The organism is Mesorhizobium sp. M2E.F.Ca.ET.219.01.1.1, assembly GCF_004016445.2.
Lineage (GTDB): Bacteria > Pseudomonadota > Alphaproteobacteria > Rhizobiales > Rhizobiaceae > Mesorhizobium.
This window is the reverse complement of the sequence record NZ_SADT02000001.1, coordinates 103,618-129,903: the sequence shown is the minus strand read 5'-3', so window position 1 is coordinate 129,903 and position 26,286 is coordinate 103,618. Positions and strand designations below refer to the sequence as shown.

The 26,286-nt window shown below is 64.6% G+C and carries 25 protein-coding genes and 1 pseudogene; 14 read left to right on the top strand and 12 right to left on the bottom strand.

Annotated elements, in window-relative coordinates:
• Positions 1-4: 4 nt before the first annotated feature.
• The 5 genes from EN862_RS00530 to EN862_RS00510 form a co-directional block, all read right to left on the bottom strand.
• Positions 5-757: a sugar phosphate isomerase/epimerase gene (locus tag EN862_RS00530; protein WP_127868347.1), complete on the bottom strand. Its 753-nt coding sequence runs from the start codon at positions 755-757 to the stop codon at positions 5-7.
• Between the two features lie 37 nt (positions 758-794).
• Positions 795-1,904, bottom strand: a complete 1,110-nt coding sequence (locus tag EN862_RS00525) for an ABC transporter ATP-binding protein (RefSeq protein ID WP_189401025.1) — start codon at positions 1,902-1,904, stop codon at positions 795-797.
• Positions 1,904-2,836, bottom strand: a complete 933-nt coding sequence (locus tag EN862_RS00520; RefSeq protein ID WP_127868346.1) for a carbohydrate ABC transporter permease — start codon at positions 2,834-2,836, stop codon at positions 1,904-1,906. Before EN862_RS00520 ends, EN862_RS00525 begins: the two co-directional genes overlap by 1 nt.
• The gene (locus tag EN862_RS00515; RefSeq protein ID WP_127868345.1) at positions 2,829-3,722 is read right to left on the bottom strand and encodes a sugar ABC transporter permease; all 894 of its coding nucleotides are present in this window, start codon (positions 3,720-3,722) and stop codon (positions 2,829-2,831) included. The genes EN862_RS00520 and EN862_RS00515 overlap by 8 nt, the downstream gene beginning before the upstream one ends.
• Before the next feature lie 78 nt (positions 3,723-3,800).
• Positions 3,801-5,039 (bottom strand): ABC transporter substrate-binding protein, encoded by a 1,239-nt coding sequence (locus EN862_RS00510; RefSeq protein ID WP_127868344.1) that lies wholly within the window; start codon positions 5,037-5,039, stop codon positions 3,801-3,803.
• A 384-nt stretch (positions 5,040-5,423) separates the two neighbouring features.
• Between EN862_RS00510 and EN862_RS00505 the strand changes: the two genes are divergently transcribed.
• Positions 5,424-6,467 carry a LacI family transcriptional regulator gene (locus EN862_RS00505; protein ID WP_127868343.1) on the top strand — a complete coding sequence of 348 codons (1,044 nt, stop codon included), beginning with the start codon at positions 5,424-5,426 and terminating at the stop codon, positions 6,465-6,467.
• Here EN862_RS00505 and gndA read toward each other — a convergent pair.
• The 5 genes from gndA to EN862_RS00480 all read right to left on the bottom strand — a co-directional run bounded on the left by gndA (position 6,464) and on the right by EN862_RS00480 (position 11,780).
• Positions 6,464-7,891, bottom strand: a complete 1,428-nt coding sequence (gndA, locus tag EN862_RS00500) for an NADP-dependent phosphogluconate dehydrogenase (RefSeq protein ID WP_127868342.1) — start codon at positions 7,889-7,891, stop codon at positions 6,464-6,466. The two genes, EN862_RS00505 and gndA, sit on opposite strands and share 4 nt — an antisense overlap.
• Before the next feature lie 129 nt (positions 7,892-8,020).
• Positions 8,021-9,661 carry a copper resistance CopC/CopD family protein gene (locus EN862_RS00495; RefSeq protein ID WP_127868341.1) on the bottom strand — a complete coding sequence of 547 codons (1,641 nt, stop codon included), beginning with the start codon at positions 9,659-9,661 and terminating at the stop codon, positions 8,021-8,023.
• 72 nt (positions 9,662-9,733) lie between these two features.
• Complete coding sequence (locus EN862_RS00490) at positions 9,734-10,285, bottom strand: copper chaperone PCu(A)C (RefSeq protein WP_127868340.1); 552 nt, start codon at positions 10,283-10,285, stop codon at positions 9,734-9,736.
• Between the two features lie 90 nt (positions 10,286-10,375).
• A complete protein-coding gene (locus EN862_RS00485; protein ID WP_127868339.1) occupies positions 10,376-10,723 on the bottom strand; it encodes a hypothetical protein in 348 nt (115 codons plus the stop codon).
• A 124-nt stretch (positions 10,724-10,847) separates the two neighbouring features.
• Positions 10,848-11,780, bottom strand: a complete 933-nt coding sequence (locus EN862_RS00480) for a GntR family transcriptional regulator (RefSeq protein WP_127868338.1) — start codon at positions 11,778-11,780, stop codon at positions 10,848-10,850.
• Between the two features lie 257 nt (positions 11,781-12,037).
• On the opposite strand from EN862_RS00480, the gene EN862_RS00475 reads away from it, so the two are divergent.
• The 5 genes from EN862_RS00475 to EN862_RS00455 all read left to right on the top strand — a co-directional run bounded on the left by EN862_RS00475 (position 12,038) and on the right by EN862_RS00455 (position 18,696).
• Positions 12,038-13,543, top strand: coding sequence for an altronate dehydratase family protein (locus EN862_RS00475; protein ID WP_127868337.1), 1,506 nt, complete (start codon positions 12,038-12,040; stop codon positions 13,541-13,543).
• Positions 13,544-13,879: 336 nt separating this feature from the next.
• The gene (locus EN862_RS00470; RefSeq protein WP_127868336.1) at positions 13,880-14,875 is read left to right on the top strand and encodes an ABC transporter substrate-binding protein; all 996 of its coding nucleotides are present in this window, start codon (positions 13,880-13,882) and stop codon (positions 14,873-14,875) included.
• Positions 14,876-15,093: 218 nt separating this feature from the next.
• Complete coding sequence (locus EN862_RS00465) at positions 15,094-16,647, top strand: sugar ABC transporter ATP-binding protein (RefSeq protein ID WP_127868335.1); 1,554 nt, start codon at positions 15,094-15,096, stop codon at positions 16,645-16,647.
• The gene (locus EN862_RS00460; protein WP_112126321.1) at positions 16,644-17,609 is read left to right on the top strand and encodes an ABC transporter permease; all 966 of its coding nucleotides are present in this window, start codon (positions 16,644-16,646) and stop codon (positions 17,607-17,609) included. Before EN862_RS00465 ends, EN862_RS00460 begins: the two co-directional genes overlap by 4 nt.
• A 70-nt stretch (positions 17,610-17,679) precedes the next feature.
• A complete protein-coding gene (locus tag EN862_RS00455) occupies positions 17,680-18,696 on the top strand; it encodes a zinc-binding alcohol dehydrogenase family protein (protein WP_127868334.1) in 1,017 nt (338 codons plus the stop codon).
• 6 nt (positions 18,697-18,702) lie between these two features.
• Here the strand turns inward: EN862_RS00455 and phnF are convergent, their stop codons facing one another.
• Complete coding sequence (phnF, locus tag EN862_RS00450) at positions 18,703-19,440, bottom strand: phosphonate metabolism transcriptional regulator PhnF (protein ID WP_189401106.1); 738 nt, start codon at positions 19,438-19,440, stop codon at positions 18,703-18,705.
• A gap of 135 nt (positions 19,441-19,575) precedes the next feature.
• On the opposite strand from phnF, the gene phnG reads away from it, so the two are divergent.
• The 3 genes from phnG to EN862_RS00435 are packed head-to-tail and all read left to right on the top strand — an operon-like array spanning position 19,576 to position 21,765.
• A complete protein-coding gene (gene phnG, locus EN862_RS00445) occupies positions 19,576-20,037 on the top strand; it encodes a phosphonate C-P lyase system protein PhnG (RefSeq protein ID WP_127868332.1) in 462 nt (153 codons plus the stop codon).
• On the top strand, positions 20,037-20,648 hold the full coding sequence (phnH, locus tag EN862_RS00440; RefSeq protein WP_127868331.1) for a phosphonate C-P lyase system protein PhnH: 612 nt from the start codon (positions 20,037-20,039) through the stop codon (positions 20,646-20,648). The genes phnG and phnH overlap by 1 nt, the downstream gene beginning before the upstream one ends.
• Before the next feature lies 1 nt (position 20,649).
• Complete coding sequence (locus tag EN862_RS00435; protein WP_127868330.1) at positions 20,650-21,765, top strand: carbon-phosphorus lyase complex subunit PhnI; 1,116 nt, start codon at positions 20,650-20,652, stop codon at positions 21,763-21,765.
• Between the two features lie 2 nt (positions 21,766-21,767).
• On the opposite strand, the gene EN862_RS00430 is transcribed toward EN862_RS00435, so the two are convergent.
• The gene (locus EN862_RS00430) at positions 21,768-21,965 is read right to left on the bottom strand and encodes a hypothetical protein (protein ID WP_127868329.1); all 198 of its coding nucleotides are present in this window, start codon (positions 21,963-21,965) and stop codon (positions 21,768-21,770) included.
• 59 nt (positions 21,966-22,024) lie between these two features.
• On the opposite strand from EN862_RS00430, the pseudogene EN862_RS00425 reads away from it, so the two are divergent.
• From EN862_RS00425 to EN862_RS00405, 5 genes and pseudogenes are all read left to right on the top strand, one after another.
• Positions 22,025-22,852: pseudogene (locus tag EN862_RS00425) on the top strand (alpha-D-ribose 1-methylphosphonate 5-phosphate C-P-lyase PhnJ); the annotation flags it as partial.
• Between the two features lie 137 nt (positions 22,853-22,989).
• Positions 22,990-23,766: a phosphonate C-P lyase system protein PhnK gene (gene phnK / locus EN862_RS00420; protein WP_127868328.1), complete on the top strand. Its 777-nt coding sequence runs from the start codon at positions 22,990-22,992 to the stop codon at positions 23,764-23,766.
• A gap of 2 nt (positions 23,767-23,768) precedes the next feature.
• Positions 23,769-24,476 (top strand): phosphonate C-P lyase system protein PhnL, encoded by a 708-nt coding sequence (phnL, locus tag EN862_RS00415; protein ID WP_127868327.1) that lies wholly within the window; start codon positions 23,769-23,771, stop codon positions 24,474-24,476.
• Positions 24,473-25,087 (top strand): DapH/DapD/GlmU-related protein, encoded by a 615-nt coding sequence (locus EN862_RS00410; protein WP_127868326.1) that lies wholly within the window; start codon positions 24,473-24,475, stop codon positions 25,085-25,087. Before phnL ends, EN862_RS00410 begins: the two co-directional genes overlap by 4 nt.
• A 148-nt stretch (positions 25,088-25,235) precedes the next feature.
• Positions 25,236-25,946, top strand: a complete 711-nt coding sequence (locus EN862_RS00405) for a DUF1868 domain-containing protein (RefSeq protein WP_127868325.1) — start codon at positions 25,236-25,238, stop codon at positions 25,944-25,946.
• Positions 25,947-26,286: the final 340 nt, after the last annotated feature.

Genomic DNA, 26,286 nt, shown 5'->3' with positions numbered 1-26,286 from the left:
TCGATTACTCCTGCCAGCTCTTGGCTGCCGCGATCGAGCGCCGGGCATAACGCTCGATGTCGTTGGGGTTGTCTTGTTCCATGATGAAATACTGCGCCGCGCTCTTGGCGCGCAATGTCTTGAAAAGGCTCGCCCAATCGATCGTGCCGTGACCGACGTCGGACCAGCCGTCTTCGTCCAGCCCCTCGCCCGGCTTGGCGATGTCCTTGACATGGACGGCGACGATGCGCTTGCCGTATCTTTCGATCCAGGGCAGCGGATCGGCGCCGCCGCGCACCACCCAGGCGACGTCCATTTCCCAGCCGATATCGGGTGCGGCGGACAGGATGTGGTCCTGCGGCAGCGTGCCGTCGGCGAGCGCCTTGAACTCGAAATCATGGTTGTGCCAGGCAAAGCCGTAGCCGGCCTTCTTCGCCACTTCGCCGACCTTGGCGAGACGTTCGCCGAAGCCGCGCCAGCCGGTGGCGTCCGACGGGCGCTGGTCGGGCATCAGATAGGGGCAGACCAACAGCGTGATGCCGAGCGCGTCGGCGATTTTGCGCACGCCGTCGAAATCATTCTCCAGCGCATCGATCGAGAAATGCCCGGTCGGCATCGCAAGGCCGTTCTTGTCGAGCTCGGCGCGGAACGCCTTCGGGTCGTCATAGACGCCGCCGAAGCCCTCGACCTGGGCGTAGCCGAGTTCGCCGAGCATCTTCACCACGCCGTCCCATGGCTGGAAATTGCGGGCGCTGTAGAGTTGGAATGACCAGTTCATCTGTCCTGTCCGTTCTGCTTGGGGGATTTTTTCGGAGTTAGAGGCGATTGTCGGTTTGAGCGTCGAACAGCGAGGCGCGCGCCGGATCGAAACCGATGCGGATCGCATCGCCGTTGCGCAGCGTCTTATCCGCTTCGACACGGAAGGAGATGATCTGGCCGCCGAGCTTGGTCCACACCAGCGTGTCGGAGCCCATCGGATCGACGATCTCGACTGTCGACTCGGCGGTGAACGGCATTGCCTGGGCGGCGTCGCCGAAGGCGATATGCTCAGGCCGGATGCCGAAGATGCAAGGCTTGGCGGCCCGGCCACCCTCGCCGTCAAATTGATAGCGGCCGAGCGGCACCGACATGCCGTCCGCTTTGAAGACGGGGACGGCGCCCGCCTCCAACTCGCCCTTGAGGAAATTCATCGCCGGCGAACCGAGGAAGCCGGCGACGAAGCGGTTGACCGGCCGGTTGTAGATGGTCTGCGGCGCATCGAGCTGCTGGATGACACCGCCCCTCATGACGGCGATGCGATCAGCCAGCGTCATCGCCTCGATCTGGTCGTGGGTGACGTAGATCATCGTGTTCTGCAAGCGCCGGTGCAGCAGCTTGATCTCGACGCGCAATTCCGAACGCAGCTTGGCGTCGAGATTGGAGAGCGGCTCGTCGAACAGGAAGACATCGACGTCGCGTACCAGCGCTCGCCCGATCGCCACACGCTGGCGCTGGCCGCCCGAAAGCGCCGAGGGCTTCCTCTGCAAAAGCGGCTCGATCTGCAGGATCTCGGCGGCGCGCGCGATGCGCTTGGCGATCTCGTCCTTCGGCACGCCGGCGACGCGCAGGCCGAAAGAAAGGTTCTTCTCCACCGTCATCTGCGGATAGAGCGCGTAGGACTGGAACACCATGCCGATGCCGCGGTCCTTCGGCTCTTCCCAGGTGACGTTCTTGCCCTTGATGAAGATGCGGCCGTCCGAAATGTCGAGCAGGCCGGCGATGCAGTTGAGCAAGGTCGACTTGCCGCAGCCGGACGGTCCCAGCAGCACGATGAACTCGCCCTCGGCGACATCCAGGTTGAGCGTCTGCAGCACCGACACGGCGCCGAAATTGAGCGACAGATCCTGGATCGAAACGCTGGGATTGGTGATTGCTGATGCCATCATCATCCTTTCACCGCGCCGGCCGCGATGCCGCGCACGAAGAGCTTGCCGGAAACGAAGTAGACGATCAGCGGAACAAGGCCCGTCAGGATGGTCGCGGCCATGTTGACGTTGTATTCCTTCACGCCCTGGACCGAGTTGACAATGTTGTTGAGCTGCACCGTCATCGGATAGGTGTCGGGGCGGGTATAGACGACGCCGAACAGGAAGTCGTTCCAGATGCCTGTCACCTGCAGGATGATGGCGACGACGAAGATCGGCAGCGACATTGGCAGCATGATGCGCAGATAGATGCCCCAGAAGCCGGCGCCGTCGACGCGCGCGGCGCGGAACAGTTCCTCCGGCATCGAGGTGAAATAGTTGCGGAAGAGCAGCGTCAGGATCGGCATGCCGAAGATCGAGTGCACGATCACAAGGCCGGTCAGCGAGCCGTAGATGCCGATTTCGCGCAGGATGATGACGATCGGGTAGATCATCACCTGGTAGGGGATGAAGGCGCCGACGATCAGGATGATGAAGAAGGTGTCGGCACCCTTGAAGCGCCAGTTGGCCAGCGCGTAGCCGTTCACCGAGGCGATCGCGATCGAGAGCAACACCGACGGCACGGTGATGCGCACCGAATTCCAGAAGCCGCGCGAGAGCCCGTCGCAATTGAGCCCGGTGCAGGCGGTGGCCCAAGCCTTCACCCAGGGCTCGAAGGTGATCTCCATCGGCGGCGAGAAGATGTTGCCGAGGCGGATCTCGGGCATGCCCTTCAGCGAGGTGACGATCATCACGTAGAGCGGCAAAAGATAATAGAGCGCCACGACGATCAGCGTGCCGTAGAGAAAGATGTTGCGGCGCGACAGCATGTGCCGCGGCTTCGGGCCGCTGGGGCCGGTGGCACCGCGCCTGAGCGCTTCGGCGCCGGGGGATCGGGAGGCGGTGTCAGCCACGCTTCTTGCCTCCGAATTCGAGATAGGCCCACGGCACGATGACGATCACCACCGAAAGCAGCATCATGGTCGAGGCGGCGAAGCCCTGGCCGAGATTCTGGGCGAAGAACATGTAGTCATAGACATATTTCGCCGGCACTTCGGAAGCGATGCCGGGGCCGCCGCTGGTCTGCGCCACGACGAGGTCGTAGACCTTGACGATGCCGGCGGCGATGATCACCAGCGTGGTGATGAAGACCGGCCGCATCATCGGGATGATGATGAAGAGATAGGTCTTCCAGGCGGGAATGCCGTCCACCCTCGCCGCCTTCCAGATGTCTTCATCGATGCCGCGCAGGCCGGCGAGCATCAGGCACATGATCAGCCCCGTGCCCTGCCAGAGCGCCGCGATCGAAATGCCGTAGATGACGATGCTGGAATTATACAGAGGGTCGAAGCTAAAGCTCGTCCAGCCGAGGTCGCGCACGACCCGCTGCACACCGAAATCCGGATTGAGCAGCCATTGCCAGACCAGCCCGGTGACGATGAAGGACAGCGCGAAGGGATAGAGGAAGATGGTGCGGAACGTGTCCTCGAAGCGGATCTTCTGGTCAAGAAGCGCCGCCAGCAGGAAGCCGATGACCAGCGAGAACACCAGCGAGATCACGCCATAGATCAACAGGTTCTCGATCGAGACCAGCCAGCGCGATGTCGACCAGAGTCGGTGATACTGGTCGAGCCCGACGAAGTTGAGCCGCGGCAACAGCTTCGAATTGGTGAAGGAATAGAGCACCGTCCAGGCCGTGCCGCCGACGAACACCACCAGAGCCGTCAGGATCATCGGGATCGACGCGATCTTGGCGTTCAGGTTGCGGAAAAGCTGGTTGGGGCGTTCGCTGTTGCTCATCTAATCAGCCGGACAATGAGACGTCAGGCTCCCGGCCCCGGATAGGCTGGGGACGGGAGTTGGCGGGGGCGCCGTCGATCAGTCGGCCGAAGCGATGATCTCGGCGAAGCGCTTCTGCGCCTCCTCGAGCGTCATGTCGGGCTTGGCGAAGAATTCGGAAAACAGGTCTTCCTTCTGCTTCTGGCTGTCCTGCGAGAGCAACTGGTCCGTCCACGGGATGACCGCGCCCTTGGCGAGGATGGCAAGACCCTTCTTCATGCAGTCGTTCGCCGCGTTGAGGTCGACGTCGCCGCGCACCGGCAGCGAGCCCTTCTTGAGGTTGAAGGCGACCTGGGTCTTGGGATCGAGCAGCGTCTCGGCCAGCACCTCCTGCGCCTTGGACTTGTCGGCGTCCTTGAGCAGCGGGAAGTAGAAGGCGTCGCCGCCGGTGGCGATGACCTCGTTCAGGCCAAGGCCAGGCAGGCAGGCATAGTCCTTGCCGGCGGTCTTGCCGGCGACCTGGAACTCGCCCTGCGCCCAGTCGCCCATGATCTGGCCGCCGGCCTTGCCGGTGATGACCAGATTGGTGGCCTGGTTCCAGTCCTGCACGTTGGTGTTCTTGGCCATCTTGCGGGCGTCGTCCGCCGCTTTGAATACCTTGGCGATCTCGGGGCCGCCGGCGAATTTGGCGTCCTTGTCCTTGTAGACCTTGAGGAAGGCGTCGGTGCCGCCGACCGCGGCCAGCAGCACGTCGAAGGCGCCTGACGCCTGCCAGGGCTGCCCGCCGACCGCGAGCGGGATGATGCCGGCCTTCTCCAGCGCCGGAGCGGCGGCCACGAATTCATTCCAGTCCTTCGGCATCGGCACGCCGGCCTTCTGGAAGGCCTCGTTCGACAGCCATAGCCATTGCCAGGAATGGATGTTGACCGGCACGCAATAGATCTTTCCGTCGATCGTGCAGCTGTCGAGCAGGCTCTTCGGCCTCACAACCTCAGTCCATTTGTCCTTGGTGGCGATATCGGTGAGGTCGCGCATCAGCCCGGCCTGCACGAGTTCCTCTGCCTGGCGACCGTGGTTGAACTGCGTGGCGCCCATCGGGTCGCCGCCGGTGATGCGGCTGATCATGATCGGCCGCGCCGTGCCGCCGGAGCCGGCGATGGCGCCGTCGACCCAGTGATTGCCCGTAGCGTCGAATGCCTTGGCAAGCTCGGCCACCGCCGCCGCTTCGCCGCCCGAAGTCCACCAATGGGTGACCTCCAGGTCGGTCGCGGCCGCCGGACCGGCGAAGTTGAGGGCTACCGTCGCGGCAAAGGCGGCGGTCAGGAATTTATATCGCATTTCGGCTTCCTCCCAGAATCTGAAACGTTACAGATTTTCGATACGGCAAATGATCCGACTAGGCAACCCCTCGTCTCAAGCGCGTTGAGATTTTTTCGAGGCGCGAACAAAATCTTCCCGCCTGGGCTGCTGAGTTGAAACCCGAACGGTTGATCCGTGCCAAAAATGGGTCCGGGCCGACATTTCTTTGTGATTCCAGCGACTTTCACCCCAACTCCATATCGGCAAGGCAGGGTCGGCTGCCTCCGCGGTCAATCACGAATATTGGCAATCTGTAACGTTTCAGTATATTGGACCCGATCGCAGCCTGAAGTCGCGCAATCGTCAACGCTGCACGATTGCCGGTCGGCCCCTCGGCTGCTATGCGCCTGACGGGCGGGACGAATGGATAGACGGGTAACGAAGAAGGGCGACGACGCGTCGGGCAAGGAGCGGCCGACGCTGAAGACGCTTGCCTTCATGACCGGGCTTGGTGTCACGACGGTGTCGCGTGCGCTGAAGGATGCACCCGAGATCGGCGCCGAGACCAGGCGCCGCGTCCAGCTCGTCGCCAAGCAGATCGGCTATCGCCCGAACCGTGCCGGCGTGCGCCTGAGGACCGGCAAGACCAACGTCATCTCGCTTGTGCTGAACACCGAGCACGAGCTGATGAGCTTCGTGTCGGACATCATCTACGGCGTCACCGAAGTGATCGCCGACACGCCCTACCATCTGATCGTCACGCCGTATTCGCGCTCGCAGGATCCGCTCGATCCGGTGCGCTATCTGGTCGAGACGGGCTCGGCCGACGGCGTCATCATCTCGCGCACCCAGCCCAACGATCCGCGGGCGCGCTACATGCTGGAGCACGGCGTTCCCTTCGCCACGCATGGCCGCACCGACATGGGGTTGGTGCATCCCTATCACGACTTCGACAATTACGCCTTTGCCGGCGAAGCCGTCCGCGCGCTCGCCGCCAAAGGCCGCAACCGGCTTGCCCTCGTGACGCCCCCGGTCGGCCTCACCTATTTCCGCTACACGGTGAACGGCTTTGCCGATGCGCTGAGCGAGGTCGGCGCCTCAGAGGTGCCGTTCAATACCGTCTCGATCGACCATACGATCGAGCAGATCAGGATGCGCACCGCCCAGCTCATGCGCCGAGACGACCGCCCGGACGGCATCATCAGCAGCGCCGCCGCGGCAACGCTCGCGATCGTCGCCGGCATCGAGGATGCCGGCCTGAAGCTCGGCCGCGATGTCGACGTGGTGTCGAAACAGTCCTCGGAGGTGCTGCACCTGTTTCGGCGGGAGCTGCTCGTCGTCAACGAGGATTTCCGGCTGGCCGGCTCCGAGCTGGCCCGCGCCGTGCTTGGCTGGATTGCAGGCAAGGAACCCGGCTCGCTGCAGTCGCTGAGCAAGCCGAGCGAGGTTCTGCCCTATCGGGGTTAGTGCCCTGCCCCGCTGCCCCACGGTCCGTGGAAGGCGCCCTCTTCGCCGATCCGTTCAAAACCATGCGCGCCGAAGAAATCGCGCTGCGCCTGGATCAGGTTCGACGTGCCGCGTCCCTGACGGTAGCTGTCGAAATAGGCGAGCGCCGACGACAGCGCCGGCACCGGCGAGCCGGCCTCGGACGCCCGCGCCACGATGCGCCGGAGCGAGGGATGTGCCTCCTTCATCATGGCGATGAAGGCCGGCGCCATCAGAAGATTGGTCGAAGCGCTGCCCGAACCGAAGGCCTCGGCCATCGTGTCCAGCATCTGCGAGCGGATGATGCAGCCGGCGCGCCAGATCTTGGCGATGGTCGGCATCGGAAGGTTCCAGTTGAACTCCTTCGACGCGCCGCTCATCACCGCAAAGCCCTGCGCGTAAGCCGCGATCTTGCCGGCGAACAGGGCCAGCTCCAGATCCTTGAGCAGCGCGGCCTTATCGCCGGAGATCTTTTCGACGCCGATACTGCCATAGGCCTTTTCGGCCGCCTGCCGCTCGTCCTTGATCGAGGACAGTACGCGCGCCGCGACCGCCGCCTCGATGGCGGTGGCCGGGATACCGAGCTGCTGCGCCTCGATCACCGACCATTTGCCGGTGCCCTTCTGTCCGGCGCGGTCGAGAATGATGTCGACCACCGGCTTGCCGGTCTTGGGATCGTCGGCAGCCAGCACCTTGGCGGTGATCTCGATCAGGTAGGAGTTGAGGCGGCCCTTGTTCCATTCCTCGAAGACCTTGCCGATCTCCTTGGGCGCCATGCCGAGCCCGTCGCGCAGGATGCCGTAGATCTCGGCGATCATCTGCATGTCGGCATATTCGATGCCGTTGTGGATCGTTTTGACGAAATGGCCGGCGCCGTCAGTGCCGAGCCAGGCGGCGCAAGGCTCGTCCTTGAATTTGGCCGAGATCGCGGTCAGCACCTTCTCGACCCGCTTCCAGGACTCCTCGGTGCCGCCGACCATGATCGACGGCCCGTGGCGCGCGCCCTCCTCGCCGCCCGACACGCCCATGCCGATGAAGGTCAGGCCCGAGCCGGAAAGCTCGGAAAAACGGCGCATCGTGTCGCGGAAATTGGCGTTGCCGGCATCGATGACGATGTCGTTATTGGAGAGCACGCCACGCAGCGCCGCGATCTGCTCGTCGACCGGCTTGCCGGCCAGCACCATGATGATGATCGGCCGCGGCGGCCGGATCGCCGCAGCAAGCTCCTCCAGGCTGTAGCAGGGAACGACCCTGTCCTTCAGCGGACCGGCGCTCTCGACAAACGCGTCGGTGCGCGACGGCGTGCGGTTGAAGACGGCGATGCGGTGCCCGTGCTCGGCGATGTTGAGCGCCAGGTTGGAACCCATCGTGCCAAGGCCGATCAGGCCGATTTCGGCTTTTTCCATCGTTTCTTCCCTGCTTTCGCATGCTTGTTGTGGTCGCGTTTCGGGGCGGTGCCCGCCGTTTCGCAAGATGAATGACGGGCCTTGGCGGCGCCGTCAACCGCCTCGCCGCATTCTACATGGACCCGTATCTCAATCGGACCTGATCTCAATCGGCGCTTCGATCTTCACCATCTCAAAGTCGGAAACGAGAATATCAAGCCTCGCGTTCCAACGACCAGGAATTGGGATGACGAGATTGTCGACGCGCCAGGTGCCGTCGCCGGGTTTCGTCGCCGGCCGCTTGATCGGCTCGATGCCGGAATCCGGCTTCGACAGCACCAGCGTCACCTGCTTGGCATCCAACGGTCCGAAATCGCCGGTCATGATCACCATTGAAGCGGCGACCTCGCCGGCATGTCCAGGCGTGATGCTGAGATCGGCCATCGCTTCCAGCGTGTGGATGTGGATCGACACCGGCTGTGCGGCGGCGATCGCCAGCGCGCGTGGCGGCGGGGTGAAGCGCCAGCCGGCGGCGACGCCGAAGATGGCAAGCACGATCACCACCTCGATGCCGATCGAGCGCACCAGCCGTCGCTGCACCTCCGTGTCGCCCGCCTGGGCTGGCGCCGTCAGCGTCCAGCGATTGACCGCGGCAAGCGTGAACACGAAAAGCAGCAGCGCCAGCTTCAACAGCAGCAGCCGGCCATAGGACGTGTTGATCAGCGCCGCCGGCTCCTGCATCTGGATGATCGCCAGCACGATGCCGCTCGCGGCAAGCACGATGACGACCGGCAGGATCGCGCGGGAGAAGCGCCGCAGGAAGACTTTTGCTTCCGCCGGCTCTCGCCGCAAAGCCAGGCCGAGCGGCGCCAGCGAACCGGCCCAGAAGGCGATTGCCGTGCCATGCAGGAACACCAGCGGCCGCGTCAGCCATTGCGGTTCGGCGGCGCTGGCGTGGCCGCTGGCGGCAAGGGCTGCGCCGACACCAAGCAGCGCCGCACTTGCCGACAGCTTGCGAAGACCTGCCGGCCCGGCGAGCGACAGCAGAGCGATACCAAGCGCGATCAGGCCGATCAGCACTGTCCAGACGAAGCTCGTGTCAACCGCCGTCCTCCAGACGGTCGGCGATGTAAACCAGGCAAGGGGCGCGCCAAGCCCATCCAGCCCCTGCAGGCCGAGCGACACCGGCGCCGCGACGAGACCCAAAAGCAGCGCCGCCGCGACAAAGCGCTGGCCGAAGCGCCCGTCCCCGGCCAGCCAGGCGAGCGCGAACGCGCCGCCGCCGCCAAGGAAGAGGCCGGCATAGAAAAACAGCCTGGCGGCCCAGATCGCCGCGCGCAGCGTCCAGTCCACGGCTTCGCCCGCGATCGGTGCCGCACTTGGCGCACCGATCGAAAACAGCGCCGAACCACCGACCGGATGGCCGTCGACCGACACCACCCGCCAGCTCAGCACATGTGTGCCCGATTTGAGCACCTCGGGATTGTCGATCTCGACCGTCCGGTCGTTGAGGCGAAAGGATGTCAGCGCAAGCCGCGAGCCGTCCGGCCGCACAAGGGTCAGGACCAGCGGCGAGACGGGTTCGCTGAAGGTCAGCGAAAACTGCGCCGGACTTTGCGCCAGCACGGCACCGTCGGCCGGGTCGGTCGCGACCAGAGCCGCATGCGCCAAGGCGCGGCCGGGCAGGATCAGCACGGCGATCAGCACGAAAATTCCGACCAGGCCGCCCGCGAGCAGTTTGGTACGAGAGCCGTCCTGGGAAGCAGTCGACAGCAGGAGAATTGGGCTCATCCTATCACTTCGAGGGAGCGATGACGCAGTGAGCGCGCCAACGCCCGGTTCATGTCTTCAACGATGCCCGGATCACTCTGCGTGATCCATGTCCATATCGCCACTGCCCGTCTCGCCCATGCCTTCGACGGCAAACTCGACTTTGACGCTGCCGGCCTTCTCGAAGGTCAGCGTCGCCGGGAATTTCTCGCCCTGCTTCGGCTGCCGCTTCAGGCCGGTGAACATCAGGTGGTAGGCGCCAGGCTTCAGCGCGACCTTGCCGCCGGCCGGGATCTCCAACCCGCCCTCGACCGGCCGCATGGTCATGACGCCATCCTTGACGCCCATCTCATGCAGCTCGGCCTTGTCGGAGATGTCGGAGGAAATCGACAGCAGCCGGTCGGGCGCGCTGCCCTTATTGACCACGGTGAAATAGCCGCCGGCCACCTTGGCGCCTGGCGGCGTCGCCCGCGACCAGGGATGCTCGATCTCGAGATCGCCGATCTTGAATTCATGCGCGATGGCGAAGGGAACGCAGGCCAGGAGAAGAAGAAGGCTGAGCACGGCAAGGCCGACGCGCTGCTGGAAATGGAACGGCGCGCCGCGAAGGACGGAGGTTTGCGCCTTGGGAAGAAGATTGGACATGGTTGCTCCATGAATATGAGGATCACGCCGCCTTTGCGGCCGCGAACGGTCTGATCTTTGGATGAATTGGTCCGCGGAAGGTTCCGCGGATCAGACCATTGCCGGCGGCGCGCGCGGATTGGCCGGAGAACGGTCGCGGGCGAAATCCCGGTGCCGGAAGGCCGGAAGCTGGAAGGCGACCGCCTCGAAAAGTCGGGTTCCGGCCAGCGCGGCTGCGTCCGGCGGCGGCAGATGCGCCGGCGAAATCATGCTGCAGCCGAGCGAGCAGCAGGCCGGCATATGCTGCTGGTCCGGATCGCCGCCGGGTAGCTTTACGGCCCCTTCATACGTGCAGATGACGTTGCCGAAGGCATCGAGCTGCGACGGCGCGCCAAAGGCGAAGGCGCCGAGCGACGACTGAAGCAACAGGAGCAGCGCCGCGACGAACGCGGCCGGCATGCTCCATCGTCTCAGCCGGATATGCAACGGAAAGCCTCTCCCGGAAATTCGATCGACCGTAACACGGACGATAAGGCGGGAAAATCGGCAAAACCGCGCTGCGGCAACGCGGCGCCATACCCGTTCATGCCCGGACAAATGTGGCCGATAACGTGCCGGCGGGCTGCGCCTGGCGTCCTTCGGGAATCGAGCTCAGCAGCGTCTGGCGCGCCGACTTCAGGTGCTTGCGGCAGGCGGTGTCCACCTTGGCGGGATCGCGCGACTTCAACGCCGCGATATAGGCGAGATGCTCCTGGATTGCGACTTCGTTGCGCTGGCGCTCCTCGGCCTTATTCCACTGATAATGGTAGTGGAAGATCATCGCGATCACGTCATAGAAGTCGACGATGAAACGGTTGTGCGATGCGCGGTGGATCAGCCGGTGAAAACGCTCGTCTAGCTCGGAGAACTCGTTGAAGCGTGTGGCGATGTCGCTGGCGAGCTGGCGGTGTTCGACCTCCAGCCGGTCGAGATCGGCCCATACCGCGCTGTCGTGCGGCAGCGCGGCGAAGGCCGCCGCCGAGCGTAGCTCGAACATCTCGCGGATCTCGGTCAGCTCCAGCGCGAAGGCGCGCGTGAAACCCTTCAGCACCCAGTGGCTGTTGCGCCGCTTCTCGATCAGCCCGAAGCGCGAGAAGCGGATCAGGAATTCGCGCACGCTGGTGGTGCCCACCCCGATCTCGCGCGCCAGCTCCAGCTCGTTGATCTGCATGCCGGCCTCGGCGCCGCCGGCAAGCAGCCTGCGCATGAAGGAGCGCTCGATGATCTCGGCCAGCGAGTCCGTCTCTTCCTCGGGGAAGAAATCCTCCGGCCGCGGCGCCCTGAGCACCGTCTTGTTGCGCTTGTTCCAGGCGATCAGCCCGGTCTCTTCCATGCGCGAAAGGATGCTGCGCACGGTGGTGCGGCTGACACCGAGCAGCGTGCCGAGTTCCGGCTCCGACGGCAGGCTTTGGGTCTCGTCGAGCAGCCGCAGGCAGCGGTTGAACGCGTCCTTGTAGACGTTGTTGCTCTTCGACATGCCTGTATCCCCCAACGCTTGCGGCGGACGCCCGGAAGCGCGATATGATCGGTGTCTCCTAGCGCACGGCCCCGAAAAGCGGAATCGTTTTTCGCCGGCTTGCCAAACGGGCGGTCGCGCGTCGGACAAGGGGCGCCGGCCGCCGCTGATGAAAAAACAATTGACGCAAAAATGTTTTTTCACGATAAAAGACATTACCCCCAAACGGGCGCATGTCAATCCGCCCGCATTCCCAGGATGACCCAGGACAGCCGCTCGTGAACCCCGCAAACACCATTCTTCTTTCCCCCGCCGACAATGTCGCGGTCGCCAATGGCCGCATCGAGATCGGCACTGCGCTGCCGGGCGGCGCCACCGCGATCGCGATGATCGAGCCTGGGCACAAGGTTGCGATCATGCCGATCGCGGCGGGTGAAGCGGTGGTTAAATACGCGCAGGCGATCGGCCGCGCCACGCAGGATATCGCGCCAGGCGAGCACGTTCATTCGCATAATCTGGTATTCGAGAGCGGCCGCCTGCCGGTGGTGCCGCCGAGTGAGGCAGAGCATGCCACCGAGGCGGACCGCAAGCGCACCTTCATGGGCTACCGCCGCGCCGACGGGCGCGCCGGCACGCGCAACTTCATCGGCATCATCGCCAGCGTCAATTGTTCGGCCACTGTCTGCCACGCCATTGCCGACGAGGCCAACCGCACGATTCTGCCGAAATATCCCGGCATCGACGGCTTCGTTCCGATCGTCCATGGCCAGGGCTGCGGCATGAGCGGCACCGGTGACGGCATGATGGTCCTGCATCGCACGCTTGCGGGCTATGCTCGCCATCCGAATTTCGGCGGCGTGATGATGGTCGGGCTCGGCTGCGAGGTCAACCAGCTCACCCTTTACGGCCAGAAGGGCGTGGCGGCGGGAAAACGCCATTTCAACATCCAGGAGGCCGGCGGCTCGCGCAAATCGGTCGAGAAGGCGATGGGCGTGCTCACCGAGATCGCCGAGGAGGTCGGCCACCTCAAGCGCGAGCCCATCCCGGTCAGCGAGATCGTCGTCGGCCTGCAATGCGGCGGCTCGGACGGCATGTCGGGCATCACCGCCAACCCGGCATTGGGCGCCGCTGTCGACATCCTGGCCGGCGTCGGCGGCATCGGCATCCTGTCGGAAACAACCGAGATCTACGGCGCCGAGCATCTGCTCGCCTACCGCGCCGCTTCGCCCGAGATCGCCGCCAAGCTCGACGGCTTTGTGAAGTGGTGGGAGGACCATACCGCAAAGCACGGCGCCTCGATCGACAACAACCCCTCGCCCGGCAACAAGCGCGGCGGCCTGACCACGATCCTGGAAAAATCTCTGGGCGCCGTCGCCAAGGGCGGCCAGACGCCGTTGAATGGCGTCTTCGGCTATGCCGAGAAGGTTTCGGGCCACGGCCTGGTGTTCATGGACACGCCCGGCTACGACCCGGTCTCGGCCACCGGCCAGGTGGCGGGCGGCGCCAATGTCATCGTCTTCACCACCGGCCGCGGCTCCTGCTTCGGCTGCCGGCCGACGCCGTCGATCAAGGTCGCGACCAACTCGACCATGTACCACCAGATGGAGGAGGACATGGACGTCAATTGCGGCGTCATCGCCTCGGGCGAGAAGACCATCGCTGGCATGGGCCGCGAGATCTTCGAGCTGATCATCGAGACGGCGTCCGGCCGCAAGACCAAGAGCGAGGCGTTCGGCTACGGCGACAACGAATTCGTGCCCTGGCATCTCGGCGCGACGCTTTAGTCCGAAGGCCTTTGGCGGAAGCGCGACTAGACGCAGGTCTTCATTGCCGCATGACTTTATGATGGAATGAATATTCCACATTGACAGCGCAATGAAATTATCGTTCCATGCCATAGGGAGGAACGGAAGCGCCGGCATGCTTGCCAATGAGGAGCCGCAGAGCGGGGCAAATCCATCGCGCATCACACAAACGGCAACAGACACCGCTTGCATCGGCCATGGCAATGCTCTATCAAAAAAAGGCATCTGTTTTTTATTGATAAAGTTCCGTTTGGGCCCGCGCCTATCCAGATGGAGCTTCCGCAACCTTCACCAGGCGACTTAGGGAGGAACCTAATGAAATTCATGACCAGCCTTCTCAACCGCCGTGCTTTCGTGGCCTTGGCCGCTGCGTCGATGCTTGGCGGCGCGATGCATTCCGCGCCAGCCTCGGCGGCCGACGTGACCATCCCGATCATCGTCAAGGATACCACCTCCTTCTACTGGCAGATCGTGCTGGCCGGTGCCCGCAAGGCCGGCAAGGACCTCGGCATCAACGTGCCGGAGCTCGGCGCCCAGGCCGAGACCGACGTCAACGGCCAGATCTCGATCCTCGAGAACGCCGTCGCCAGCAACCCCGCCGCCGTCGTCATCTCGCCGACCGAGTTCAAGGCGCTCGGCAAGCCGATCGATGAGGCAGCTTCCAAGGTCAAGGTCATCGGTATCGACTCCGGCGCAGACTCCAAAGCCTTCACCTCCTTCCTCACCACCGACAACGTCCAGGGCGGCCGCGTCGCCGCTGACGGTCTCGCCGCCGCCATCGGCGCCGCCAATGGCGGCAAGGTGGAAGGCAAGGTCGCGCTGATCACCGCCCTTCCCGGCGCCGGCTCGCTCGAGCAGCGCAAGCAAGGCTTCATCGAACAGATCAAGGCCAAGTATCCCGGCCTCGAGCTGGTGGCTGACAAATACGCCGACGGTCAGGCCACCACCGGCCTCAACATCGCGACCGACCTGATCACCGCCAATCCGGACCTCAAGGGCATCTTCGCCTCGAACCTGATCATGGCGCAGGGCGTCGGCCAGGCGATCGCCGAGAACAACCTTGCCGGCAAGGTGGGGCTGATCGGCTTCGACAGCGACGAGAAGCTGATCAAGTTCCTCAACGACGGCGTCATCTCCGGCCTCGTCGTCCAGGATCCGTACCGGATGGGCTATGACGGCATCAAGACCGCTCTGGCCGCCTCGAAGGGCGAGAAGGTCGAAGCCAATGTCGATACCGGCGCGAACCTCGTCACCAAGGCGAACATGAAGGACCCGAAGATCGACGCGCTGCTCAATCCGAAGCTCAACTGAGCATCGTGACCCTATCCGTTTCCGGGGCGGTCTCGCCCCGGAAACATCCCCTGGGTGGGACGGCTTGGAAATTCGACGGCCCAAGCAATTCCAGGAAAAGTGCCTAGCGATTTTCCGTTCGGAATTGCCTGAACCTGCCTTACCTTGCCAATCAAGATGCGCACCTGAAGACGCATCGCCGCATACCCAATGGTTGAGACCAAACCGGGAGGATTGTCATGACGTCGACGGCGCAGGAATTGCACCCGGCCCCAACGCTGCAGCCGGGAAGGACGATCCTCGAACTCAACGGGCTGGAGAAGCGTTATCCCGGCACGCATGCGCTGAAGCCCGTGCACCTTGCCTTCAAGGCGGGTGAGATCCATGCCATCGTCGGCGAGAACGGCGCCGGCAAATCCACCCTCATCAAGCTTCTGACCGGCGTCATGCCGCGCACCTCGGGCGAGGTCATCTGGGAAGGCCAGCCCGTGGCTTTGGCTACCCCGCACGAGGCGATGGCGCTCGGCATCAACGCCGTGCACCAGGAGGTGGTGCTGTGCCGCCATCTCACCGTCGCCGCCAATATGTTCCTCGGCGAGGAGGAGTCCCGCTTCGGCCTTCTGCAGCAGCGCGCCATGGTCAAGGACGCGCAGAAGATCATCAACGGCCTCGGCTTCGACCTGCCCGCGCATGTCGTGCTCGGCGACCTCACCATCGGCCAGCAGCAGCTGATCGCCGCCGCCCGCGCCACGGTGCGCGGCACCAAATTCCTGATCTTCGACGAGCCGACCGCCTACCTCACCCGCAAGGAGGCAGACCAGCTGTTCAAGCTGATCCGCCGGCTGAAGGGCGAAGGGGTCACCATCATCTATATCAGCCACCGCATGGAGGAAGTGTTCGAGCTCGCCGACCGCGTCTCCGTGCTGCGCGACGGCACTTTGGTGGGCACCCGCAACATCGCCGAGACCAACGAGCCCGAGCTGGTCAAGCTGATGATCAACCGCTCGATCGAGCAGATCTACCACAAGGAGCATTTCACGCCTGGCGCCACCATCGTCGAGACGAAGAACCTCTCCGGCAAGGGTTTCGAGAATGTCTCGGTGACTGTCCGCGCCGGCGAGATCGTCGGCCTCTACGGCCTGATCGGCGCCGGCCGCAGCGAGTTCGTCACCACGCTCTATGGCCGCCACAAAAAATCGGCCGGCCAGATCCTGTGGCAGGGCAAGGAGGTCCAGGTCAATTCCGAGCACGACGCCATCCGCCTCGGCATGGCGCTGGCCCCGGAAAGCCGCCGCGACCAGGGCCTGTGCCTCAATCTGCCGGTCGGCATGAACCTCAATCTGCCGATCTACAAGCGCATTTCCAGCAACATGCTGATCTCCGGGGCGAAGGAAAAGGCCGAGGCCGACCGCCAGATCGCCGACCTCAGGATCAAGACGCCGACGCGCAACGCGCTCGCCTCCAGCCTGTCCGGCGGCAACCAGCAGAAGATCGTCATCGGCAAATGGCTGGCGCATGGCGCCAAGCTGTTCATCTTCGACGAGCCGACGGTCGGCGTCGACGTCGGCACCAAGGCCGAGATCTACCGCCTGTTCAGTGCGCTTCTGTCGAAGGGTGCCGGCATCATTCTGATCTCGTCCTATCTGCCGGAAGTCTACGAGCTTGCCGACACGCTGCATGTGTTCCGGCGCGGCAAGCTGGTCGCCACGCATGGCTTCCGCACCGCCGACCACGAGGAAATCCTCACGCAGGCGCTCGCCGAGAAACAAGAAAAACAGGGAGGTCAGACATGAGCACCGAGGCTATCGCCGCCGAACGGCCGAAGCGAAATTACAATGCCCTGTTCGGGCTGACGCTGCTGGCGCTGCTGGTCCTGCTGTGGGTGATCCTGTCGCTGGCGACGACGAGCTTCGCCTCGGCCAACAACATCTCGAACCTTTTGCGTCAGGGTTCGATGATCGCCATCTTGGCCGTCGGCCAGACCTTCGTCATCATCACCGGCGGCATCGATCTTTCCGTCGGCGCGGTCGTCGGCTTCTCGACGGTCATCGCAGCCATGCTGATCAATGCCGGCGTGCCGGTCTTCGCCGCCATCCTGATCACACTGCTGGTCGGTGTCGCCATCGGCCTGTTCCACGGTTTCGGCATCGTCAAGATGGGCCTGCCGCCCTTCATCATCACGCTGGCGACGCTGACATCGCTGCGCGGCATCGGCCTGCTGATGACCAACGGCAATTCGATCTCGATCAACAACGACGCCTTCCAGGAATTCTCACGCAACTCCTTCGTCGGCATCCCCAACCTGTTCTGGATGGTGATCCTGGTCGGCATCCCGGCCTACATCTTCCTGCATCACAGCCGCTGGGGCCGCTATCTGTTCTCGGTCGGCTCCAATGCCGAGGCCTCGCGCCTGTCCGGCGTCAACGTGCAGCGCACCATCTATATGGCCTATACGCTGTCCGGCCTGTGCGCGGCCTTCGTCGGCGTGCTGCTCGCCTCGCGCATAGGCATCGGCAATCCGACGCAGGCCGAGGGCTGGGAGCTCCAGGCGATCGCCTCGTCGGTGATCGGCGGCACCTCGCTGTTCGGCGCGGTGGGTTCGGTGCACGGGCCGCTGCTCGGCGCCTTCATCCTCGCCACCATCAACAACGGCGCCAACCTGCTCAACGTCAATGCCTTCTGGCAGCGCATCATCACCGGCCTGCTGATCATCGTCATCGTCTACTTCGACGGCCTGCGCCGTCGCGGCAAGTGAATCCTCCCTGACCTGACGCCGGTCCGCTCAACCGAGGGACCGGCGCCTTTTTTGAATACTGGAATTGCCCATGAAAGCCGTCGTCTGCCGCTCGCCCGGCGACCTTGTCCTCGAAGACCGCGTCGATCCAGGCGCGCCACCATCAGGTTGGGCGCGCGTCGCGGTCAGCCATGTCGGCATATGCGGCACCGACTATCACATCTTCGAAGGCAAGCATCCCTTCCTCGCCTATCCGCGCATCATGGGCCATGAGGTTTCCGGCACCATCGTCGAAAAGGGGGAAGGCGTCGATCTTGCCATCGGGGAACCGGTCATCATCAACCCGTATCTTTCATGCGGCAAATGCATCGCCTGCCGGCACGGCAAGCCGAATTGCTGCGTGAAGATCGAGGTGCTGGGCGTCCATCGCGACGGCGCCATGTGCGACGAGATCCTGGTGCCCGCGCAGAACCTTTATCCGACAGACGGCCTGTCGCCGGCCGATGCCGCGGCGGTGGAATTTTTGGCGATCGGCGCGCACGCCGTGCGCAGATCGGTTGCAACGCCCGGCCAGCGCACGCTGGTCATCGGCGCCGGCCCGATCGGGCTGGGCACGGCGATCTTCGCGCGCATCGCCGGGCTCGACGTCAGCCTGCTCGACATGAGCAGCGAGCGCCTCGGCTTCGCCGAAAAGGAACTCGGCTTTGCCCCGCTCGACACCTCGAAGGCATCGGCTGCCGAACTGGTGCGGCAGGCAACCGGCGGCGAAGGATTCGACCTCGTCTTCGACGCGACCGGCAACACGGCATCGGTGCAGTCGGCCTTCGTCCATGTCGCGCATGGCGGCACGCTGGTGCTGGTCAGCGTCGTCAAGGACGACATCACCTTCTCCGACCCCGAATTTCACAAGCGCGAGATGACGCTGGTCGGCAGCCGCAACGCGCTCAAGGCCGATTTCGAGCATGTCGCGGCCTCGATCCGCAACGGCGCCGTGCCGTTGGATAAGCTCGTCACCCACCGCACGACGCTCGCCGCAACGCCACGTGACCTCGCCAGATGGACGCATGAGAAATCGGGGCTGATCAAGGCGGTTATCGAGGTGGGATGAGCGCCGCTAATCGCCGGCCGACAGCCTCAGTTCCACCCGTTCCGCCGGGAACCTAGACTCGGCAAACTGGATCGGCTGGCCGTCGAGCGTGACGTTGACGGCGACGGTGACCAGCACGATGGCGCCGGGCTGTAGATCGAGCGCGGCCAAATCGTCGGCATCGGCGTGCCGAGCCGACAGCACAGTCGACTGCCTGAGATAATCGTTGATGCCGAAACGCTTCAGCGAAGCGGTGATCGACCCCGTTTCCGCCATTGCCATCTCTATGCCGGCGAAGCGCTTGGCGTCGAACCAGGTCGTGGCGCGTGACACCGCATGACCATCGGCCTCGCCTCGCGTCTCCAGGCGGATGACGGCCGCGCCCCTGGCAATGCCCAGCGCCTCGGCGATGCGCCGGCTGGCCGGCTCCGTCGACGACGACAGGAGCGCAATATGCCGCTCGCTCGTCTGCCCCTGCAGCCCGGTCGAGAAGCGCGTGCGTGCACCGATCGGATAGGACAGCCGCTTGCGCGACAGGACGAAGGTGCCGCGCCCCTGCTCGGGCCTGAGCACGCCTTCCTGCACAAGCGCGGCTATGGCGCTGCGCACGGTATGGCGGTTGACGCCGTAGCGCTCGGCCAGTGCTATTTCCGGCGGCAGCGCCGCATTCTCGGCAAAATCGCCGCTCGCGATCCCCTGCAGGATCCGGTCGGCGATCTGCCGCCACAGCGACACGCCGTTACGCCTTTCGATGCTGCTCGCCAGTCCGGTCACCCTTCGCCCCCAAGCATTTTTCCCGGGTTGTCATCCACCCGTCATGGACTCCCGTTACGAGATAAGTATAATTTGTATAGTTGTCTATATCAATAGACAAATTTTCTGCATGCAAGGAGCGACGCCATGCGAGGACAGGAAGCGCGCGAGCAGGCCGGGCGGAAAGCCTTGATGGCGACGCTGGCGCATGCCGCGGCCGACGAGATCTCCCGTCTGTGGAACGAAGCGGGCCTGCCTTCCGAGGCCGAGCTTTTGCGCGGACCTGAAACCGGATTGGTGACGGTGCGCGGGCGGATCGGCGGCGACGGCGCGCCCTTCAATGTCGGCGAGGCGACCGTGACCCGCGCCACGGTGCGGCTGCCCTCCGGCCAGGTCGGCCATTCCTATGCGCTCGGCCGTGACAAGGCCAAGGCAAGGCTCACGGCGATCGCCGACGCGCTCTGGCAGGACCCGGCGCACCGCGAAACGGTCGAGACGAAGCTGGTCGCGCCCTTGCGCGCGGCGCTCGATGCGGCGCGCGAAAAAAGCCGCGTCGAGACGGCGGCCACGAAAGTGGATTTCTTCACCATGGTGCGCGGAGAGGACTGATGGATATCGCCACGCAATCGATCGACGGCGGCTTCGCCGAGCCGGTCTTCAACGCCCAGGCCGTCTTTCGCGCCATGATGGACGCGATGGCGCGCCCCGGCACCGCCCAGGCCCTGCCGCAGCTCGCCCGTCCGCCGGCGCCATTGTCGGCGACGGCCGGCGCCGTGGCGCTGTCGCTCTGCGACAACGACACGCCGCTCTGGCTCGATCCGCCGCTGCAGGCGGAAGCGTCGGTCAAGGCCTGGCTGGGCTTTCACACCGGCGCGCCTTTGGCCAACACGCCGGCCGACGCGCATTTCGCCTTGATCGCCAATCCGAAGGACATGGCGGCGCTCGACGGTTTTGCGCAGGGCACGCAGGAATATCCCGACCGCTCGACGACGCTGATCCTCCTGGTCGACGACCTCGCTTCGGGCCCCTCGCTGCTGCTCGAAGGTCCGGGGATCGAAAAGACGTCAATGATCGCGCCTCCGGGCATGCCGCGCCATTTCGTCGAGCAGTGGAAGCAGAATAACCAGCGTTTCCCGCGCGGCGTCGACATCATCCTGGCAGCGCCGGGCAGCCTCGCCTGCCTGCCGCGCACCACCCGCATCAAGACGATGGAGGCGTGACATGTATGTCGCGGTGAAAGGCGGCGAAGCGGCAATCGCCAACGCCCATCGTCTGCTTGCCGACCGCCGCCGCGGCGACCGCGCGGTGCCGGCGCTGCGCCTCGACCAGATCGTCGAGCAACTGGCGCTCGGCGTCGACCGGGTGATGAGCGAAGGCTCGCTCTACGATCGCGAGCTTGCGGCTCTCGCCGTTGTCCAGGCGCGCGGCGACATGATCGAGGCGATCTTCCTGGTGCGCGCCTATCGCACCACGCTGCCGCGCTTCGGCTACACCAATCCGGTCGATACCGGCGCCATGCAGGTCGAGCGTCGTATCTCGGCCACCTACAAGGATCTGCCAGGCGGCCAGGTGCTCGGCCCGACCTTCGACTACACCCACCGCCTGCTTGATCCGGAGCTCGCCGCTGGCGCCGAGGTCGAGACGCCGGCGCAGCGTCCGGTCGATGCCGAGGCCATGCCGCGCGTCTCCGCGATCCTCGCCCATGAGGGCCTCATCGAGGCCGACGGCGAGATGCCGCTCGACCATGTGCCCGGCGACATCACGCGCGAGCCGCTGCAATTCCCGATGGCGCGCGACATCCGCCTGCAGGCGCTGTCGCGCGGCGACGAAGGTTTTCTCCTGGCCCTCGGCTATTCGACGCAGCGCGGCTATGCCCGCAACCATCCCTTCGTCGGCGAGATCCGCATCGGCGAGGTCGAGCTCGAGCTCGACGTGCCGGAACTGCCCTTCGCCGTGCCGCTCGGCTCGATCCGCGTCACCGAATGCCAGATGGTCAACCAGTTCAAGGGCTCGGCCAAGGCGCCGCCGCAGTTCACGCGCGGCTACGGCCTGGTCTTCGGCCAGAGCGAGCGCAAGGCGATGGCGATGGCGCTGTGCGACCGTGCCCTGCGCGCGAGCGAACTCGGCGAGGATGTCGTCGCCGCCGCGCAGGACGAGGAATTCGTTATCTCACATTCCGACAATGTCCAGGCGACCGGCTTCGTCGAGCATCTCAAGCTGCCGCACTATGTCGACTTCCAGGCCGAGCTCGGCCTCGTGCGCCGCATGCGCGCAGAATACGAGGCGCGGGAAAACGAGGACAGGGCCGCCGAGGAAAAGCGGGAGGCGGCGGAATGAGTTCAGTGCCCGCTACCGGAATGTCCGCCGCCGCTATCGAACGAGCCGCCGCCCGAGCCGTAACCACTGGCACCGGCAACGGTCTCGCCGTGCGGGGGCTCCTTTGGCGCAGGGAGAAACATCTTCCGCATCGCAAAGGCCGCAACGCCGGCGAACACCAGCAACAGCACGCCAAGATGCAACCAACCGGTAGAGTCCATGTGGGCCTGCTCCCGAGTCTTGGGTGCCAAACTCCTACCACAGAGTCAGCGTGATCGCCATGACCGACATAGCCACCTACAACTTCGCCTATCTCGATGAGCAGACAAAGCGGATGATCCGCCGGGCCATCCTGAAGGGCATCGCCATTCCCGGTTACCAGGTGCCGTTCGCGTCGCGCGAGATGCCGATGCCCTATGGCTGGGGCACCGGCGGCGTGCAGGTCACAGCCTCGATCATCGGTCCCGACGACGTGCTGAAAGTCATCGACCAGGGCGCCGACGACACAACCAACGCCGTCTCGATCCGCGCCTTCTTCAGGAAGGTCGCCAAGGTCGTCGTCACCACCGAGACCGCGAAGGCGACGATCATCCAGACCCGCCACCGCATCCCGGAACATCCGCTCAACGCGGGACAGGTCCTGGTCTTCCAGGTGCCGATACCCGAGCCGCTGCGCTTCCTGGAGCCGCGCGAGACCGAAACGCGCAAGATGCATGCGCTGGAGGAATACGGCCTCATGCATGTGAAGCTCTACGAGGACATCGCAAAGCACGGCCGCATCGCCACCACTTACGCCTATCCGGTCAAGGTCGAGGGCCGTTACGTGATGGACCCGTCGCCGACGCCGAAATTCGACAATCCGAAGATGCATCGTTCGCCGGCTTTGCAATTGTTCGGCGCCGGCCGCGAGAAGCGCATCTACGCGGTGCCGCCCTTCACCGACGTCGTCAGCCTCGACTTCGAGGACCATCCCTTCGAGGTGCAGACCTTCGACCAGCCATGCGCGCTCTGCGGCGCTGAGAATGTCTATCTCGACGAGGTCATCCTCGACGACCATGGCGGCCACATGTTCGTCTGCTCGGACACCGACCACTGCGAGAAGCGGCGCGCCGACCCTACCTCCCCCTCGTGGGGAGGTCGCGCCGAAGGCGCGGGTGGGGGTCTTGACCAATCCACACCTCACTCAACCCCCGCCCCGGCGCTGCGCGCCGACCCTCCCCGCAAGGGGGAGGGTAAGGAGGCAAAATGACCGACGAACCGCTGCTGCGCGTTTCAGCGCTGTCCAAATTCTACGGCTCGCGCGTCGGCTGCGAGAATGTCACCTTCGACCTCTGGCCCGGCGAGGTGCTGGCTGTGGTCGGGGAGTCCGGCTCCGGCAAGACGACGCTGCTCAACTGCCTGTCGACCCGGCTGCTGCCCTCCTCCGGCACCGCCAGCTACCGAATGCGCGACGGCCAGTGGCGCGAGCTCTACCGCATGAGCGAGGCCGAGCGCCGCTTCCTGATGCGCACCGACTGGGGTTTTGTCCATCAGAACCCGGCCGACGGCCTGCGCATGACGGTGTCGGCCGGCGCCAATGTCGGCGAAAGGCTGATGGCGGTCGGCGACCGCCATTATGGCAGGATCCGCGCCACCGCCGTCGACTGGCTGTCACGCGTCGAGATCGACGAGGACCGCATCGACGACGAGCCGCGCGCCTTTTCCGGCGGCATGCGCCAGCGCCTGCAGATCGCCCGCAACCTGGTGACCGGGCCGCGGCTCGTCTTCATGGACGAGCCTACCGGCGGTCTCGACGTCTCGGTGCAGGCGCGTCTGCTCGATCTGTTGCGCGGGCTGGTCACCGATCTCGGGCTGGCGGCGGTTGTCGTCACCCACGACCTCGCCGTGGCGCGGCTCTTGTCGCAGCGCATGATGGTGATGAAGGACGGCCGCGTCGTCGAAAGCGGTCTCACCGACCGCGTGCTCGACGACCCGCGCGCGCCCTATACGCAGTTGCTTGTTTCCTCGATTCTGCAGGTGTGATCATGGCTACGCCTCTCGTTGTCTCGGACGTCGCCAAGAGCTTTACCATGCATCTGCGCGACGGCGTCACGCTGCCGGTGGTGACTGGCGTTTCCTTCTCGATCCGCGCCGGCGAATGCGCGGTACTCGGCGGCCCATCCGGTGCGGGAAAAAGCTCGATCCTGAAGATGCTCTACGGCAACTATGCCGTCGATGAAGGCCAGATCATCGTCCAGCATGGCGGCGGGTTGATCGACCTCGCCTCCGCCAGCCCGCGCACCGTGCTTTCCGTGCGCCGCCACACCATCGGCTATGTCAGCCAGTTCCTGCGTACCGTGCCGCGCGTCTCGGCGCTCGACGTCGTCGCCGAACCGCTGGTCGAGCGCGGCGAGGATCGCGAGACCGCGCGGGCGAAGGCTCGCTCCCTGCTTGCTCAGCTCAACCTGCCCGAAAAACTCTGGGCGCTGCCGCCGGCGACCTTCTCCGGCGGCGAGCAGCAGCGCGTCAACATCGCGCGCGGCTTCATCACCGAGCATCCGATCCTTTTGCTCGACGAGCCGACCGCTTCGCTTGACGCCAGGAACCGCGATGTCGTGGTCGAGCTCATCGCAGCGAAAAAGGCGGCGGGCGTCGCCTTGCTTGGCATCTTCCATGACCTCGACGTGCGCGACGCAGTCGCCGATCGCGTCATCGACGTCACCGCCTTCGCCGCCGGAAAGATCGCCGCATGAAGAAGCTTTCGGATACGCCGCTGATCCATCCGACGGCGCAGGTCGAAAACTCGACCCTCGGCCGCTGGACCGAAATCGCCGAGCGCAGCCGTGTCGCCGAATGCGAGCTCGGCGACTACTCCTACATGATGCAGGACTGCGCCGTCTGGTGCGCCACCATCGGCAAGTTCTCCAACATCGCGGCGAGCGTGCGCATCAACGCCACGAACCACCCGGTTTCGCGTCCGACACTGCACCACTTCACCTACCGCGCCTCGGATTATTGGAACGACGCCGAGCATGAGAGCGAGTTCTTCGCTCAGCGCCGTGCCAAACGCGTCACCATCGGCCACGACACCTGGCTCGGCCACGGCTCGACCATCCTGCCAGGCGTCACCGTCGGCGACGGCGCGGCGGTCGGCGCCGGCGCGGTGGTGTCGAAGGACGTCGCGCCCTACACGATCGTCGGCGGCGTGCCGGCAAAACCGATCCGCGAGCGCTTCGACCGCCGCACCGCCGAGCGCTACCAGGCTTTAGCCTGGTGGGACTGGGACCATGCAAGGCTGCGCGCCGCCCTCGACGATTTTCGTGAGCTGTCGGCCGAGGCGTTCCTGGAGAAACACGGCGGCTGATTTCAGGGAATGGTGAATGGTCAATAGTGAATGGCAACGAAGCCCTTCTTTCTCACCATTCACCATTCACCATTCACCATTCACCATTCACCATTCACATCCTTGACACATGACTCGGACAAGAGCCGATCTCCCCCAGGAGATCGCCATGCTCGCCACAGTTAGACCCTCGCTCGCCGGATTCTTCGAAGGCTCTAATCCGAAGCCGCCGATCCATCTCGGCACTCGTTACGACGCGTCGGGCAACTTCCTCCCCGAGCCGGGCAACACCGTCGTCTGCCATCTGGTCGAAGGCTCGCCTTCGCAAGCAGCAATTGTCGAGGTGCGCGAGCGCATGCTCGCCATGCCGGATGCCGATCGCCTCGCCCTCACCCCGATCTCAAGCCTCCACATGACGCTCTTCCAGGGCATCATCGAATACCGGCGTCGCCTCCCCTATTGGCCCGCCGACGTACCGCTCGACACCGGCATCGACGACATGACCCGGCTCTATCTCGACCGCCTGCGGGGTTTCGAGGGTCGCGGCCCCTTCAAGGCCAAAATTGTCGAAGTCGTGCCGACCGGCCTGACCGTCGCCGGCGCCACCCAAGAAGATCGACAGGTCCTGAAAGCCTGGCGCGATGCGCTATCCGTGCCATTCGGCTACCGCCATCCGGATCACGACACCTATGTCTTCCACATCACCTTCGCCTACCAGCTCCGCCGCCTCGCCGACGAGCGGGCCGCGGCCTGGCAGGACCTGTTTGATGACTGCCTGTCGTTCCTCGACCGCGATGCTCCGGTGATCGAGCTGAAGGCTCCGGCCTTCTGCAGCTTCAAGGACATGAAGCATTTCGAGGAATTGCTGGTGCTTGGCTAGTGGTCTGCGCAGGGATTTTGGAGGTTGCCGCTTCGGCGGGATTTCACCGTTCGTTTCCGTGAAATCAGCGCAAACGCCGGGGATTGGCTGAAGCCCTCCAACCTCGTCATCCCTGGGCGGAGCAGCCGCGAAGCGGCGTCGCGGAGACCCTGGGATCCATTCCGTGACCCTGATCGAAGAGTGCGGCGGAGCAGAATTCTGCACCGCGGCAGCGCTCATGCGTCACGGAATGGATCCTCGGGTCTTCGCGCGTCGCTGCGCTCCTTGCTCCGCCCGTGGATGACGACGGGATGGGCCTTTTAGCCAATCTCCAAGGCATGCCACCTGCCCAACAAAAACA